This window comes from Actinomycetospora endophytica (genome assembly GCF_021026375.1).
Lineage (GTDB): Bacteria > Actinomycetota > Actinomycetes > Mycobacteriales > Pseudonocardiaceae > Actinomycetospora > Actinomycetospora endophytica.
This window is the reverse complement of sequence record NZ_JAJNDB010000002.1, coordinates 759,004-773,156: the sequence shown is the minus strand read 5'-3', so window position 1 is coordinate 773,156 and position 14,153 is coordinate 759,004. Positions and strand designations below refer to the sequence as shown.

16 protein-coding genes are annotated in these 14,153 nt (G+C 72.2%); 7 read left to right on the top strand and 9 right to left on the bottom strand.

Annotated elements, in window-relative coordinates; translation table 11 throughout:
• The first annotated feature begins 1 nt into the window (after position 1).
• Positions 2–688 (top strand): TetR/AcrR family transcriptional regulator, encoded by a 687-nt coding sequence (locus LQ327_RS14575; protein ID WP_230734700.1) that lies wholly within the window; start codon positions 2–4, stop codon positions 686–688.
• Here the strand turns inward: LQ327_RS14575 and LQ327_RS14570 are convergent.
• From LQ327_RS14570 to LQ327_RS14555, 4 genes are read right to left on the bottom strand one after another with little or no spacing between them, the layout of a single operon-like run.
• Entirely contained in the window at positions 658–2,205 is a 1,548-nt protein-coding gene (locus LQ327_RS14570) for an acyl-CoA synthetase (protein ID WP_230734698.1), read from the bottom strand. The two genes, LQ327_RS14575 and LQ327_RS14570, sit on opposite strands and share 31 nt — an antisense overlap.
• Positions 2,206–2,242: 37 nt before the next feature.
• Entirely contained in the window at positions 2,243–3,040 is a 798-nt protein-coding gene (locus LQ327_RS14565; RefSeq protein ID WP_230734696.1) for an enoyl-CoA hydratase/isomerase family protein, read from the bottom strand.
• A gap of 4 nt (positions 3,041–3,044) precedes the next feature.
• Positions 3,045–3,239 carry a ferredoxin gene (locus tag LQ327_RS14560; protein ID WP_230734694.1) on the bottom strand — a complete coding sequence of 65 codons (195 nt, stop codon included), beginning with the start codon at positions 3,237–3,239 and terminating at the stop codon, positions 3,045–3,047.
• A 30-nt stretch (positions 3,240–3,269) separates the two neighbouring features.
• Positions 3,270–4,538: a cytochrome P450 gene (locus LQ327_RS14555; protein WP_230734692.1), complete on the bottom strand. Its 1,269-nt coding sequence runs from the start codon at positions 4,536–4,538 to the stop codon at positions 3,270–3,272.
• 153 nt (positions 4,539–4,691) lie between these two features.
• On the opposite strand from LQ327_RS14555, the gene LQ327_RS14550 reads away from it, so the two are divergent.
• The 3 genes from LQ327_RS14550 to LQ327_RS14540 all read left to right on the top strand — a co-directional run bounded on the left by LQ327_RS14550 (position 4,692) and on the right by LQ327_RS14540 (position 7,124).
• Complete coding sequence (locus LQ327_RS14550; protein WP_230734690.1) at positions 4,692–5,486, top strand: SDR family NAD(P)-dependent oxidoreductase; 795 nt, start codon at positions 4,692–4,694, stop codon at positions 5,484–5,486.
• Positions 5,487–5,598: 112 nt separating this feature from the next.
• Positions 5,599–6,390 carry a coniferyl-alcohol dehydrogenase gene (locus LQ327_RS14545; protein ID WP_230734688.1) on the top strand — a complete coding sequence of 264 codons (792 nt, stop codon included), beginning with the start codon at positions 5,599–5,601 and terminating at the stop codon, positions 6,388–6,390.
• A gap of 74 nt (positions 6,391–6,464) precedes the next feature.
• Positions 6,465–7,124: a TetR/AcrR family transcriptional regulator gene (locus LQ327_RS14540; protein ID WP_230734686.1), complete on the top strand. Its 660-nt coding sequence runs from the start codon at positions 6,465–6,467 to the stop codon at positions 7,122–7,124.
• A gap of 26 nt (positions 7,125–7,150) precedes the next feature.
• Here LQ327_RS14540 and LQ327_RS14535 read toward each other — a convergent pair whose 3' ends face one another.
• Together LQ327_RS14535 and LQ327_RS14530 are read right to left on the bottom strand one after the other, a co-directional pair.
• Positions 7,151–7,963, bottom strand: coding sequence for an alpha/beta fold hydrolase (locus LQ327_RS14535; protein WP_230734684.1), 813 nt, complete (start codon positions 7,961–7,963; stop codon positions 7,151–7,153).
• A 5-nt stretch (positions 7,964–7,968) separates the two neighbouring features.
• Positions 7,969–9,378, bottom strand: a complete 1,410-nt coding sequence (locus LQ327_RS14530) for an aldehyde dehydrogenase family protein (protein ID WP_230734682.1) — start codon at positions 9,376–9,378, stop codon at positions 7,969–7,971.
• Positions 9,379–9,523: 145 nt separating this feature from the next.
• Here LQ327_RS14530 and LQ327_RS14525 point away from each other — a divergent pair, with 145 nt between their 5' ends.
• Positions 9,524–9,781, top strand: coding sequence for a hypothetical protein (locus LQ327_RS14525; protein ID WP_230734680.1), 258 nt, complete (start codon positions 9,524–9,526; stop codon positions 9,779–9,781).
• Positions 9,782–9,799: 18 nt separating this feature from the next.
• On the opposite strand, the gene LQ327_RS14520 is transcribed toward LQ327_RS14525, so the two are convergent.
• Positions 9,800–10,498, bottom strand: coding sequence for a TetR/AcrR family transcriptional regulator (locus LQ327_RS14520; RefSeq protein WP_230734678.1), 699 nt, complete (start codon positions 10,496–10,498; stop codon positions 9,800–9,802).
• Between the two features lie 68 nt (positions 10,499–10,566).
• On the opposite strand from LQ327_RS14520, the gene LQ327_RS14515 reads away from it, so the two are divergent.
• Positions 10,567–11,478, top strand: coding sequence for an NADP-dependent oxidoreductase (locus LQ327_RS14515; protein WP_230734676.1), 912 nt, complete (start codon positions 10,567–10,569; stop codon positions 11,476–11,478).
• 1 nt (position 11,479) lies between these two features.
• On the opposite strand, the gene LQ327_RS14510 is transcribed toward LQ327_RS14515, so the two are convergent.
• The gene (locus tag LQ327_RS14510) at positions 11,480–12,526 is read right to left on the bottom strand and encodes a spirocyclase AveC family protein (RefSeq protein WP_230734674.1); all 1,047 of its coding nucleotides are present in this window, start codon (positions 12,524–12,526) and stop codon (positions 11,480–11,482) included.
• Positions 12,527–12,639: 113 nt separating this feature from the next.
• Here LQ327_RS14510 and LQ327_RS14505 point away from each other — a divergent pair, with 113 nt between their 5' ends.
• Positions 12,640–13,263: a TetR/AcrR family transcriptional regulator gene (locus tag LQ327_RS14505; protein ID WP_230734672.1), complete on the top strand. Its 624-nt coding sequence runs from the start codon at positions 12,640–12,642 to the stop codon at positions 13,261–13,263.
• A 7-nt stretch (positions 13,264–13,270) separates the two neighbouring features.
• Here LQ327_RS14505 and LQ327_RS14500 read toward each other — a convergent pair whose 3' ends face one another.
• Positions 13,271–14,134, bottom strand: a complete 864-nt coding sequence (locus LQ327_RS14500; protein ID WP_230734670.1) for a hypothetical protein — start codon at positions 14,132–14,134, stop codon at positions 13,271–13,273.
• Positions 14,135–14,153: the final 19 nt, after the last annotated feature.

Here is a 14,153-nt window from a genome sequence, read left to right as displayed (position 1 = left end):
CATGGGGCGCCCGCGCGCCGCTCGGGGGTCGTCCGGCGCGGAGAACAAGTCGTCGAGGACGCGTGCGCGCATCCTCGTGGCCGCGGCGCAGCTGCTGGACCGCCACGGGTACGCCGGCACCCGCCTGACCGAGATCGCCGAGCTGGCCTCGGTGCAGGCCCCGGCGCTGTACTACTACTTCCCGTCGCGGGACGCGCTCGTCGAGCAGGTCGTGCTCTCCGGCCAGGCGACCATCATCGACCACGTCGTGGGTGTGCTCTCCGAACTGCCCGACGACCTGCCGCCGATCGAGCGCGTCCGCGAGGCCGTCGCCGCGCACCTGCGGATCGTGCTGGAGACCTCGGACTTCTCCTCGGCGGCGCTGCGCAACGCCAGCCAGCTGCCCGAGCCGATCCGCGCCAAGCTCGTCGAGGGCCAGCGGACCTACAGCGACATCTGGCGCGGACTGGTGGTGGCGTGCGCCGAGGCCGGGCAGCTCGCGCCGGACCTCGACGTCGGGCTCGCCCGGATGTTCGTGCTCGGCGCGCTGAACTGGGCGCCGCAGTGGTTCGATCCGGACCGCGGCCCGGTGGACGACGTCATCGACACCACCCAGCGGTTCATCCTGCACGCCCTGACCCGCGGCGTCCCGGACGATCTCCGGGACGCCGTGGCCGCTCAGGCGCCGGCGGGGCTGGAGGCCAGGTAGGCCTCCCGGATCTCCCGCTTGAGGAGCTTGCCGGTCTCGGTGCGCGGCAGCGAGTCCACGAACTCCACCCCGCAGGGCGCCTTGTAGTGCGCGATGCGCTCCCGCACGAAGGCGATGATCTGCTCCTCGAGCTCGGGGCCGGTCGCCGTCCCCGCGGTGGGCACGACGAAGGCGCGGACCTGCTCGCCCATCTCCTCGTCGGGCACCCCGATGACGGCGACGTCGTCGATCGCGTCGTGCAGCGTCAGGACGCTCTCGATCTCGGCCGGGTAGATGTTCACACCGCCGGAGATGATCGTGAAGGACTTCCGGTCGGTGAGGAACAGGAACCCGTCCTCGTCGACGCGGCCCATGTCCCCGACGGTCGTCCAGTTCTCGTGGGCAGGGTGCTGCGCCTCGCGGGTCTTCTCCGGGTCGTTGTGGTAGACGAACGGGAGCTGATCACGCTCGAAGTAGACGGTGCCGACCTCGTCGGTTCCCAGCACGATGCCGTCGTCGTCGCAGATGCGGACGGTGCCGAGCACCGCCTTGCCGACCGAGCCGGGCTTGGTCTGCCACTGCGCGCTGTCGATCATCGTCATGCCGTGGCCCTCGGTCCCGGCGTAGTACTCGACGAGGATCGGGCCCCACCAGGCGATCATCTTCTGCTTGACCTCGACCGGGCACGGCGCGGCCGCGTGCACCGCGACCCGCAGGCTGGAGTGGTCGTAGGAGAGCCGGACGTCGTCGTCGAGGCGCAGCATCCGCACGAACATCGTCGGGACGAACTGCGCGTGGGTGACGGCGTTGGCCGCGATCGCGGCGAGCGCACCCTCGGCGTCGAACTTGCGCATCATCACCACGGTGCCGCCGTGGGAGTGCACGCCGGCGGCCCAGCGCAGCGGCGCCGCGTGGTAGATCGGGGCCGGCGAGAGGTAGACGGTGTCCTCGCCGACGCCGAACGCCGCGATGAGCCGCACGAGCGGGTCGGGGGCGTCGGCGATCTGCGCGTCCTCGAGCGGCGGCCGGATGCCCTTCGGGCGGCCCGTGGTCCCCGACGAGTACAGCATCGGCGCGCCCGCCGGCTCGTCGTCGAGCGGCTCACCCGACGACCCGGCCAGCGCCGCCTCGTAGGAGCCGTGGCCCGGGACCTCGCCGCCGTAGGCGAGGCGCAGCACGACGCCGGGGGTGGAGTCGACGACGGCGGCCGCGAGGTCGCCCTTGTCCGCGGAGACGACGATCGCCCGGGCGCCGGAGTCCTGGGCGATGTAGGCGACCTCGTCGGGGGCCAGGTGGTGGTTCACCGCGGTCACGTAGAGGCCCGACCGCAGGCCGGCCCAGTACACCTCGAGCGCCTCGAGCGCGTTGGTCGACAGCAGCGCGACGGTGTCGCCGCGGTGCAGGCCGGCGTCGGCGAGCACGCGCGCGAGCCGGGTGGAGCGGTCGTCGAGCTGGGCGTAGGTCAGTTCCTGGCCGGTCTCGACCAGGCGCGCGGCGACCTTGTCGGGGGTGCGCAGGGCGTGGGTGCGCGGGTACATCGGTTCCTCCCGGGTCGAGCTCGGCCGACGCTGAGGGTCAGCGCCCGGTGAACGAGGGCGCGCGGCGCCCCATGACGGCGTCGAGGCCCTCCCGGGCGTCGGCGGTGCCGGAGAGCTCGGAGACGGTGCGCGCCTCCTCGGGCAGCTGGGCCTCCACGCGGGAGCCGAGCCCGGCCCACATCAGGCGCTTCGTCGCCGCGAGCGCCCGCGGGGCGCCGTCGGCGAGCTGCGAGGCGAGGTCCTCGGTGGCCTTGCCGAGCTCGTCGTCGGGAACGACCTTCGTCAGCAGGCCGATCTCGAGCGCCTCGGCCGCCGTCAGCACGGGGTTGGTCAGCGAGATCTCGAGGGCCTTCCGCAGCCCGACCAGCTGCGGCAGCGTCACGGTCGTGCCGGCGTCCGGCGCCATTCCGACGCGGGTCGCCCCGCCGAGGAACTTCGCCGACTCCGCCGCGACGACCAGGTCGGCCGCGCACACCAGCCCGAAACCGCCGCCGCCCGCCGCGAACCCGTGCACCGACGCGATCACCGGGGCGGGCAGGTTCAGCAGCCCCTGCACGCACACCTGCAGCCAAGACGTGGCCTCACGCAGGTAGTCCGGCAGCGCCTCGCCCTTGCTCGCGAAGGTCTTGACGTCGCCGCCCGCGCAGAAGTTCTTGCCCTCCCCGGAGAGCACGAGCGCCCGCAGGTTCGGTTCCGAGTAGGCGTTCATGATCTTGTCGTAGAGGGCCCGCAGCAGCGGGACGTCCATCCCGTTCGACGCCTCCGGTCGGTTGAGGCGCAGCCGCGCCACCCCGCGCTCGTCGACGTCGAGGAGCACCAGTTCCTGGTCCGCCACCGGCTCAGTCCTCGATCGACAGGGCGCCGGTCGGGCAGCCGTCGACGGCCTCCTGGAGCTCGCCGCGACGGGTCTCGTCGGGGGACTCCTCCAGGATCAGCAGCGAGCCGTCGTCGTCGACCTCGAAGACGTCGGGGGCGATCGACTCGCAGATGCCCAGTCCGGTGCACTTGTCGTAGTCCACGACGATGCGCGGCATCGTTCCTCCTACAGGCTCGGCGTGGTGGTGTCAGAGGTTGAGGCGGCAGGGCATCGACTTGATGGCCTGCATGAAGTTCCCGGCCAGGTAGACCGGCTCCCCGGCCTCGAGGTCCGGGACGCGGGTCAACAGCTCCCAGAAGATCGCGCGGAGCTGGGTCTTCGCGAGCTGGTTGCCCATGCAGTAGTGCGGTCCGCCGCCGCCGAACGCGATGTGGGGGTTCGGGGAGCGGGTGACGTCGAAGCGCATCGGGTCGTCGAACACCTCAGGGTCGCGATTGCCCGAGGAGTAGAACAGCACGACCCAGTCGCCCTGCTTGATCTGCTGCCCGCCCAGCTCGACGTCGCGGGTGGCGGTGCGCCGGAAGGTCATCACCGGGGTGGCCCAGCGGACGAACTCGTCGATCGCGACGGTGATGCGCCCCTCGTAGTCCTCGCGCAGCAACGCCCGCTGGTCCGGGTTCAGGGTCAGCGCCCGCATGGTCGAGGAGGTGGTGTTGCGGGTGGTGTCGTTGCCGGCGATCGAGAGCAGGCAGAAGAACGCCGCGATCTCCTCGTCGGTGAGCTGCTCGCCGTCGACCTCGGCCTGGACCAGGTTGGTCATGAGGTCGTCGCGCGGCTCGGCGCGGCGCGCCTCGGCCAGCTCGAGGGCGACGTTGATGAGCGCCATGAGCGACTCGGTGAGCAGCTCGGCCGGCTCCCGTCCCTGCCGGACGTCCTCGTCGCCCCAGCTCACCATGCCGTCGGCGGCGCGGGTCGCGATCTCGCGGGTCTCCTGGTCCTCGACCCCGACCATCTCGAAGATCGTCCACTGCGGCAGCCGTCGGGAGATGTGCTCGACGAAGTCGCAGTCGCCGGTCTCGATGAGCTGGTCGACCAGCCGGGTCGCCTGGGCCTTGATCTGCTCCTCGATCTTCTTCACCCGCTTCGGGGTGAACGCCGCGCTCACCAGCTTGCGGAGCTTGGTGTGCCGCGGGGCGTCCGTGGCGAGGAAGGAGCTGACCGCCTCGAGGATGTCGAGGGGGACGTCCTCCATCTGGATGCCCTCGCCCGAGCAGAAGGTCTCGGGGTCCTTGCTGACGGCGACGATGTCCGCGTGGCGCGTCACCGCCCAGAACCCGCCACCCTCCTGGGGCGGCATCATCGAGCCCTCGGCGGGCGGGTGCCAGCTGATCGGCCGCTCGGCACGCAGGACCGCGTAGTCCTCCTCGCGCTCCTCCGGCGACTTCGCCCAGAAGGCCATCGGGGCGAGCGACACCGGGTCGTACTGCCGTGCGTTCGGCTCGGTCGTCAGCGTCATCGCCCACCTCCGGCGGCTTTTTTAAGATGGATTAGGTTAGGAGCACGACACCACGACGGGGCGGGCGTGTCAAGCGCCGGACACGGCCCGGCGGACCCCTCGGACGTGTGGTCCGATCCCGCAACGAGCGCACGCCCGAGAAGGGAACTCGAGATGGACCTCGGACTGGCCGACGCCCGGGTGATCGTCACCGGCGGCGCCTCCAACATCGGCCGCGGCATCGTCCACGGCTTCGCCCGGGAGGGCGCCCGCATCCTGCTGGTCGACGTCGACGCGGAGCAGGCCGAGCGGGTGAAGGTCGAGGCCGAAGATCTCGGGGCGGGCGAGGTCCTGGTCCACGCGACCGACCTGACCGAGGACGGCTCGGGCGCCGTGGTGACCGGCCGCGCCGTGGACGCCTGGGGCGGGGTCGACGCGCTGGTGAACAACGCCGGCATCAGCGTTCCGGGGTTCCTGACCGAGCAGACCGACCGGGCGCTGTGGCAGCGCCACGTCGAGGTCAACCTCTTCACCGCGATCGACTGCACGCAGTCCGTTCTGGGACCGATGGGCGAGGCGGGGCGCGGGTCGATCGTCTTCATCTCCTCGGACGCCGCGTTCGGGGCGGTCCGCCAGGGCGTCTACGGCACGACGAAGGCCGGGATGATCGCCCTGGCCCGCACCACTGCCCGGGAGCAGGGCCGCAAGGGGATCCGCTCGAACGTCGTCTGCCCCGGGCTGGTGCTGCCGGACGAGGGCGGGGTCGGAGAGCGCAGTCTCTGGTCGGCGGGGCAGGACGCGATCTTCACGTCCGACCAGGTCGATCACGTCGTCAAGCAGCAGCCGCTGCGGCGCCTCACGGAGGCCTCGGACGTCGCCGACACCGTCGTGTTCCTGTCCTCGGAACGCGTGGCACGCCAGGTGACCGGTCAGGTCGTGGCCGTCGGCGGCGGTTCCTCCATGCCGTGACCCGGCCCTGACCCGGCTCCGACCCGACGAGCCGTGATCGTGTCCGGATTGACTCCCTCTTGTTTTGAATCTAGATTCGAATCAATACCGTTCCGGGAGTGAGGAGACCGCCATGGACGTCGCAGGCCTGCGTTGCCTGGTCACCGGGGCCGCCTCGGGCATCGGCGACGCCGTCGCCCGCGCCCTGATCGCCGACGGTGCCGAGGTGGTGAGCCTCGACCGCAACAAGCCCACGGCCGACGTCGCCTCCCACATCGAGATCGACCTGGCCGATCCGGCGGCGATCGACGCCGCGGTCGCCGAGGCCGGCTCCGGGTGGGACGTGCTCGCGAACGTGGCGGGCGTGCCGGGCAACGCACCCTCCGAGACCGTCTTCCGGGTCAACTTCCTCGGGCTGCGCCACCTCACCGAGTCGCTGTTCGAGCGCATGAACCCCGGCGGCTCGATCGTCAACGTCGCCTCGATCGCCGGGTTCGGCTGGCCGCAGCGCCTCGAGACGGTCCGCGACCTGCTCACCACGGAGACCTTCGACGAGGGCCTCGCCTGGTTCCGCGAGCACCGCCCCGAGGGGAACGCCTACAACTTCTCCAAGGAGGCCGTCGTCGTCTACACGATGGCCATGGGCGGGGCGGTCCGCGAGATGAACGAGCTGCGGATCAACGCCGTCATGCCGGGCCCGGTCGAGACGCCGATCCTGGCGGACTTCGAGGAGTCGATGGGCAAGCAGACCCTCGATGGGGTGCGCGCCTTCCTGGGCCGGCACGCCACGGCCGCCGACATCGCGCCCGCGGTGGAGTTCCTCGCCTCGCGCAGTTCCGGCTGGATCAACGGCGTCGCCTTCCCCGCCGACGGCGGCATCACCGGGGCGGTCATGGCCGGGCTCGTGCCGCCGCCGGAGATCTGATGCGCTCCGACCGGGAGAGCACCACCACGCGCGTCGGCGTCCCGGAACAGCGCGATCCCACCTACCATCGGAACATGCCGCCTGCCACGAGCTCTCGGGGCAAGGACCCGGCGTCCACCCGCGGCGGTGCCTCCAGCAAGTCGGAGCGCACCCGCGAACGGATCGTCGACGCCACCGCCCGGGTCCTCAACTCCCGCGGGTACGCCGGCACGCGGCTCTCGGACATCGCGGCGATCGCCGAGGTCCAGGCCCCCGCCATCTACTACTACTTCTCCTCCCGCGAGGAGCTGGTGGAGGAGGCCGTCTCGGTCGGTCTGCAGCGCACGATGCTGCTCATGCGCGAGGCCCTCGACGAGGTGCCCGAGAGCGCGACGCCGCTGCAGCGCATCCGGGTGGCAGTGGCGGCGCACCTCAACACGCTGCTGACCCACTCCGAGCACTCCGCCGCGGCGGTGCGCACCGTCGCCCAGCTGCCCCAGGAGATGCGTGACCGCCAGCTCACCGCGCACCGGGCCTACATCGACGTCTGGCGGGGCCTGCTGGAGGACGCGCGCGCGGCCGGTGAGATCGACCCGGACCTCGACCTGCGGGCGGCGCTGATGATCGTCCTCGGCGCCCTGACCTGGACCGTCGAGTGGTGGGACCCCGACCAGGGCTCGCTCGACCGTGTCATAGCGACCGCGCAGTCACTGATCGAGAACGGCCTCTCCGCCACGGCCCCCTCGGCGGCCTGAGCCCAGGTGGCTCAGGCCGGCGAGGCTCAGGCCGGCGAGGTCACCTGCAGCACCGCCCGGGCGACGAGCTCGGGGTCGTCCCACATGGGCACGTGCCCGCACCCGGGCAGCGAGACGAACTCGGCCCCGCGGACCGAGGTCAGCATCGGCGCCCCGTAGCGCGCCCAGGGGACCACGTGATCGTGCTCGGCCCACGCGACGCGCACCGGGCACGGCAGCTCGTCGAAGTCCGCGAGCCGGTCCTCGGGCCGTGCCCCGCCGAGCAGGGCGGGCATCATCGTCGCGCCCACGAGGTCGTCGAAGAAGCCCTCGACGTCGGCGGCCGGGACCCGGTCGCCGTGCTCCATCACCTGGTGCAGCAGCACCCGGCGCATGTCCGGGCGCACGGCGGCCCGACGCACCGCGCGGACCTCCCCGAGCGCGGTGCCGAGCCGGAAGAACTGCAGCAGCCGCCACAGGTCCCGCGGCCGCTTCCACGAGCCGGCCGGGGAGAGCGCCACGCACGAGAGCGCCCGGCCCCGCCGCACCAGCTCGAGGGCGACCCAGCCGCCCAGCGAGTTCCCCGCGAGGTGGGCCCGCTCGACGCCGAGGGCGTCCATCCGCGCGCAGACGGTGTCGGCGAGCTCCGGGACCCCGACGCGGAGGCCCTCGGGCCACGTCTCGCCGCCGCGGTGCCCGGTCATCGTCAGGGCGAGGACGTCGTGGTGGCTCTCGAGCGCCTCGAGCACCGGCCGCCAGGCGCGCCAGGACATCGAGGCGCCGTGCAGCAGCACGAGCGGCTCGCCCGACCCTCCCCGGTGGAAGCCGCCGTCGACCCCGACGGCGGGGGCGCTCGCCACGACGGTCACAGCAGCTTCCGCATCAGGGCCTTCTCCCGGTCGGAGTACGGCGGGTAGAGCAGACCCGGGTCGGGCTTCGTCGACTTCGACATCACCGCCTTGCGGTGGCTGAACGCCTCGAAGCCCCACCGTCCGTGGTACGCGCCCATCCCGCTGGTGCCGACCCCGCCGAAGGGCAGCTGCGGGACGAGGCAGTGCATCATCGCGTGGTTGATCACCGTGCCGCCGGAGGGCACGGCGGCGGTCAGCAGCTCGTGGGTGCGCCGCGAGGACGAGAACACGTACGCGGCGAGCGGCTTCGGGCCGGCGTTCACGTGCCGCACGGCGTCGTCGACCGAACTCACCGACACGATCGGCAGGATCGGCCCGAAGATCTCCTCGGTCATGAGCGACGAGGCCTTGTCGGGGTCGACGACGACCGTCGGCTCCATCGTCAGCGCGTCGCGGTCCGCGCCACCGCCGAGGACGACCCGCCCGCCGTGGCCCTCGAGCAGCCCGGTCAGCCGATCGTGCTGGCGGTCGTTGACGATCCGCAGGCCCGCCGGCTCCCCCACCCGGAACTGCTCGTAGCAGCCGAGGATCTCGGTGACGAGCGCGTCGCGGACGCTCTCCTCGACGAGGAGGTAGTCGGGCGCGATGCAGGTCTGCCCGGAGTTCAGCAGCTTCGTCCACACCAGCCGGCGCGCGGTCACCGCGAGGTCCGCGTCCGCGGCCACGATCGCCGGGCACTTCCCGCCGAGCTCGAGCACCACCGGGGTGAGGTGCTTGGCTGCACCCTCCATGACCTTCTTGCCGATCTCCGGACCGCCGGTGAAGAAGGCCAGGTCCAGCCCCTGCGCGAGCAGCGCCTGGGTGGCGTCCGCCTCGCCCTCGACGACGGCGACGGCGTCCGGGTCGACGTAGCGCGGCAGCAGCTCGGCCAGCAGCGCCGACACCGCGGGCGCGTGCTCGGACGGCTTGAGCACCGCGGTGTTGCCCGCCGCGAGCGCGCCGACCAGCGGGCCCAGGCAGAGGTAGACCGGGTAGTTCCAGGGGCCGATCACCAGGACCGTGCCCAGCGGCTCGTAGCGGTAGTGCGCCGAGCCCGGCTGCTGCGCGACCGGCAGGTGCACCCGGCGCTTCCGGTTCCAGCGCCGCAGGTGCTTGCGGGCGAACGCCGCCTCGCCGCGGGTGCTCGCGATCTCGCCGAGCCAGGTGTCGTGCGCCGAGCGCCCGAGGTCGGCCGCCATCGCCGCCGCGATCGCCGGTTCCTGCTCGGCGCACAGGCGCTCGATGCCGCGCAGCTGCTGTCGCCGCCATCGCAGATCCCGCGTCCGACCGCCGGCGAAGGTACTGCGCAGCCGCGCCACGACCTGCTCGACGTGTTCCTCGGGAGACGGTCGGGCCGGCACCGGCCGGGACGCCACGCTGGTCACGGGATCACCTCTCGATAGGTTTCTGAATACAGATTAGAACCCACGGGGGCGGTCGCCAAGTCCCCACACCCGCCGTCGTCGTCACCGGTATCGACCCAGATCGTTACTGCTGGTGAGCCTGACACAGCCGATCGGGAGAAGCATCGTGCGCGCCATCCACGGTCTCGGAATCGCCGGCATGACGACGGCGGCCCTCGTCGGGCTGAGCGCTCCGGCCTTCGCCGAGAGCACGACCGACGCCGCCGTTCACCCCGCGAGCGCTCCGGCCGCGTCCAGCCAGGCCGGGACCGTCGGGCAGGCGTCGCTGCTCCAGGGTCTGCCGATGAACTCGGCGATCCCCGGTGCCCTCACCGCGGCCGGGAGCCTCGACCCGATGGGCACCTTCGCCTTCCCGAAGCTCTAGATCTCGCCTCGCCGCCGCTCAGGAGTCCCCGCTCCCGGGCATCAGCGCAGCGAGGAGCCGGTCGAGGCCGAGCCGGAACACGTCGTCGTCGGACCACGCCCGGTCGACGAACCCGGACGCGGCGAGCGTCGGGTACAGCTCGGCGCGCCCGGCGATGTGAGCCTTCGCCGCGGCGAGGACGGCGGGCTCGTCCAGCCGGCGCCAGGTGGCGTCCGCCATGGCCGACCCGATGACGAACGTCGACAGCGTCCGGGTGGCCGCCTCGAGATCGATCCCGGACAGCCCGGCGCGGCTGAGCATCGCCTGCAGGAACTCGGTCCGGGCCAGCACGTTCGGGCCGAGCAGGGGTCGGCCGAGCAGACCGGGCGACCACGGGTGCGCGAGCATCGCGGCCCGCCACCCGAGCAGCAGGTCGCGGGCGGCGGCGCGCGGGTCGGGACCGGGCTCCGGGATCGGCCCCTCGCCGACGACGTCGTCGAGCGCGAGGTCGAGCAGGTCCTCCTTCGTGGACACGTGCCAGTAGAGCGCCGTCGAGGTCACGTCGAGCCGCTGCGCGAGGCGCCGCATCGTCAGGCGCTCCGCCCCGTGCGCGTCGAGCTCGGCGACGACCGCGGCGACGATCCGCTCCTGCGTCAGCGGCTCGGCCCGGCGCGGTGATCGCGCCGTCCGGTCCCGCAGCCACAGGACATCACCCCGATCGTTCTCGTCCGCCGCCACGAGACTGCACCCTACCCGCTCTGCCTTACCGTTGATAAGTTACCTGAACGCGGGTAAATCTAGACCTCATGAAGGCAGCCCAGTTCAGTCGGTTCGGCGGACCCGAGGTCCTCGAGATCGTGGATCTCCCCGATCCGCACCCGGGTCCCGGCCAGGTCCGGATCGCCGTGCGCGCGGCCGGCATCAGCGCGACGGACACGAAGCTCCGCTCCGGCGAGGTGAGCTTCGGAGCCACGCTGCCCCAGACGACGGGGGCCGACGTGGCGGGCGTCGTCGACGAGGTCGGGGACGGGGTCACGGACGTGGCGGTCGGTGACCGGGTCTTCGGCATCTCCGACGACCACGCGTCCGCGGCCGGGTTCGCGCTGCTGAGCTTCCGTGCGGTCATCCCCCGAGCACTCGGGTTCGTCGACGCCGCCGCCCTTCCCGTGGCGCTCGAGACGGCCACCCGCGGCCTCGACCAACTCCGGATCGGCGCCGGGACCACCCTGCTGCTCAACGGCGCCACCGGCGGGATCGGCAGCACTGCCGTGCAGCTCGCCGTCGCGCGCGGCGCCCGCGTGATCGGCGCGGCGAGCGCGGCCAACCACGGCTATCTCCGGACGCTCGGTGCGGAGCCGGTGACCTACGGGGACGGCCTCGTCGAGCGGATCCGCACGCTGGCGCCGCACGGGGTCGACGCCGCGCTCGACATCGCCGGCAGCGGCGTCCTCGCCGAGCTGATCGACCTCGCCGGGACCCCGGAGAGGGTGGTCACCGTCGCCGACATGGCGGGCGCCGAGAAGCACGGCGTCCATTTCAGCAACGGCTTCGTCGACGGCCCCGCCTTCCACGCACTGGGCGAGATCGGTGCGCTGATCGAGGCCGGCCGGTTCTGGCTCCCGGTCGACCGGACCTTCCCGCTCGACGGGATCGCCGAGGCGCACCGCATCAGCGAGCACGGCCACGTCCGCGGCCGGCTGGTGCTGGTGATCGACTGACTCAGCCGGGGAGCATGTACGACGGCAGGTGCGCGACCGAGGTCCCCGCGAGGCCGAGCCAGTTGAACGGCAGGTGGTAGACCGTCAGCGTCGCCGCGCAGCACAGTCCGATCACCGCGAGGGTGCGCACCGGGCCCTGCAGCGACGGGCGCCACCGCTCGAAGCCGCGCTCGGCCGGGCACAGCCCCTGCGGGCTCTCCTGGGCCATGATCCGCATCCAGGTGTACACCGAGCCCAGCGTGGCCACGAGGAGCGACTCGTAGACCGGGAACTGGTGCACGTCGCCGGACCAGAGGGTCAGCGGGGCGAAGGTCTGGGCGTACGCGTAGCCGTTGGTGAGCCGGATGATCAGGTTCTCGGCGACGAAGTCGAACAGGAAGTCGAAGACCCAGATCGCGGCGAACAGCTTCACCGTGGTGATCGCCGGGTTCCGGCGCCGCAGCCAGGTCACCATCGGCGCCGACATGATCGCGACGCCCGCGCAGAAGTACACGTACATCGGCGCGCCCCAGATGATCGACTCGGCGTACCGACTCGAGGACTCCGGATCGTGGAAGGGCAGGAACCGGGTCCAGACCCCCATGTTGATGTTGTTCGCGTTCCAGGCGAACAGGTACTGCCGGGAGTTGAGGAAGGCGTCCCCGACGAAGGCCACCAGCCCGCCGAGCACGAACTTGCCGTCCAGGCTGAGCCGGCGCTCGCGGATGATCGGCCGCAGCACGCAGAACCACAGGAACACCACGAGCACGAGCAGGCTGAGGCCCTCGAAGATCCGCAGCGCGACGAGCTGCCAGGCCGCCATCACGTCCGGGCCGATGATCGGGGCCGGCGCGAAGTCGTCCGAGAGGATCCAGCGGACGACCGCCTGGACCGCCACGACGATCCAGACGAGCGCGATCGCGGCCCAGACGGTGGCCGGGCCCCGCTGCTCGGGCCGCAGCCGACGCACGCCCTGGGGCGTGAGGTCCTGCCCGGTCTCGTCCGGGACGACGTGGTCGGCCGTCGTCCCGGGGGCGTCCGAGGTCCGGGCGGATTCGGCGAGCGTCATCGCGTGCTCCCTCCACACAGGCCGCGGACGGCTCCGCAGCCGAGGTTACATATCGTCGATGCTGTTGTCAGATAGCCGGTTTTGTCAACACGTGGCGGGGATACGGTGGCAGGGTGACGACGACCGACACCGCCGCGCTGCCACCTCGGGGCACCTCGCGCGACCGCTCGGACGCGCGGGACCAGGTCGTCGCGGCGGCGCGGTCGGTGTACCGGGACAAGGGCGTGCGCCGGGCGACGATGGAGGACGTCGCCCGGGCGCACGGGACCTCGCGGCAGACCGTGTACAAGCTCTTCCTCGGCCGCCGCGAGCTGGTCGAGGCCGCGGTCGCGGCCCGGGTCGCCGAACTGGCCGACGAGATCACGGGCGGCGAGTGGGGCGACGGGGCCGACGCGGTGGCGGCCTTCGTCCACGCCTCGGTCACCGTGATCCGCCGGATCCGCGAGGACGCCGAACTGCGCGACCTGCTCGACGAGGGCAGCCCGGTCACCCTGCACGAGGCGCTCTGGCTCGACGAGGTCCGCGCCCGCGGCCTCGCCTTCTGGGCCGCGTGGTTCGACCGCGCCCGCGTCGCCGGTGTGCTGCGCCGCGACGTGCCCGAGGCGGCCCTCTCCGACTGGCTCCAGACCATCTACGCCTCGCTGATCCTGCGCGACCCGCTCGACGACGAGGGCGCCCGCGAGATCATCGAGCGCTTCGTGCTGCCCTCGATCCTCACCGCGGCCGCCCTCGACTGACCGGTCGCTACGCGTCGGCGGTGGTGCGCTGCGCCGCCGGGACCACCGAATCGTCGGGCGCGGGAAGTGCCTCGCCCCGTCCCGCCGGCAGCAGCATCGCCATCAGCCGCACGGTCAGTGCGCCGCCGCCGACCACGGTCAGCGCTCCGATGTAGAGCAGCCACATCGGGGGATTCTCGGAGTGCCGCAGCGCCAGATAGAGCACCCCGGAGCCGATGGCGTCGACGCCGAAGGCCAGCGGCGGGATCGTCGCCAGGGCCAGGCGCGCGCGCCCGTGCAGGTGCGGCACGAGAGCGTGGATCGCGATGCCGCCGATCAGCGCGGACATCGAGTTCACGAAGCCCAGGAACAGCGGGTAGCCGAGGACCACGAACGGCTGCTGGTCCTGGTAGTTGTAGACCCCGAGCGCGGAGATGTACGCGATCTCGGCGACGATCGCGACGACGACCAGCGCCCCGTAGAGGCGCCACACGGTGCGCATCGTCGGCGCCCGGTCCAGGGTGCGGGCACACCAGATCGCGAGCGCCCCGTAGACCACCAGGTAGGCCGCGGGCAGCCAGACCGGCTCGTGCAGCCCGTAGGTCACGAACAGCGTCCACTGCCCGATCGTGGGGAACCACAGTCCGTAGAGGTGGTCGAACAGCGGCTCGAGCAGGCATGTCACGGTGCCGCCGGCCAGCACCGCGAACGGCCAGGCGATGCGCTCCCGCACGCACATCCGGCCGATGACCACGACGGCGACGACGGCGAGCGCGAAGGTCGCGACGGTGGCGACGACCTGCCCGACGGCGTTCACCGGGCCGTCGACGCCGTCCGAGGTCACGGGGGCCATGCCGCCGGGATCGGCGAACACGGTTGCGAGCAGGGACATGACAGAACCTCCGGGTCAG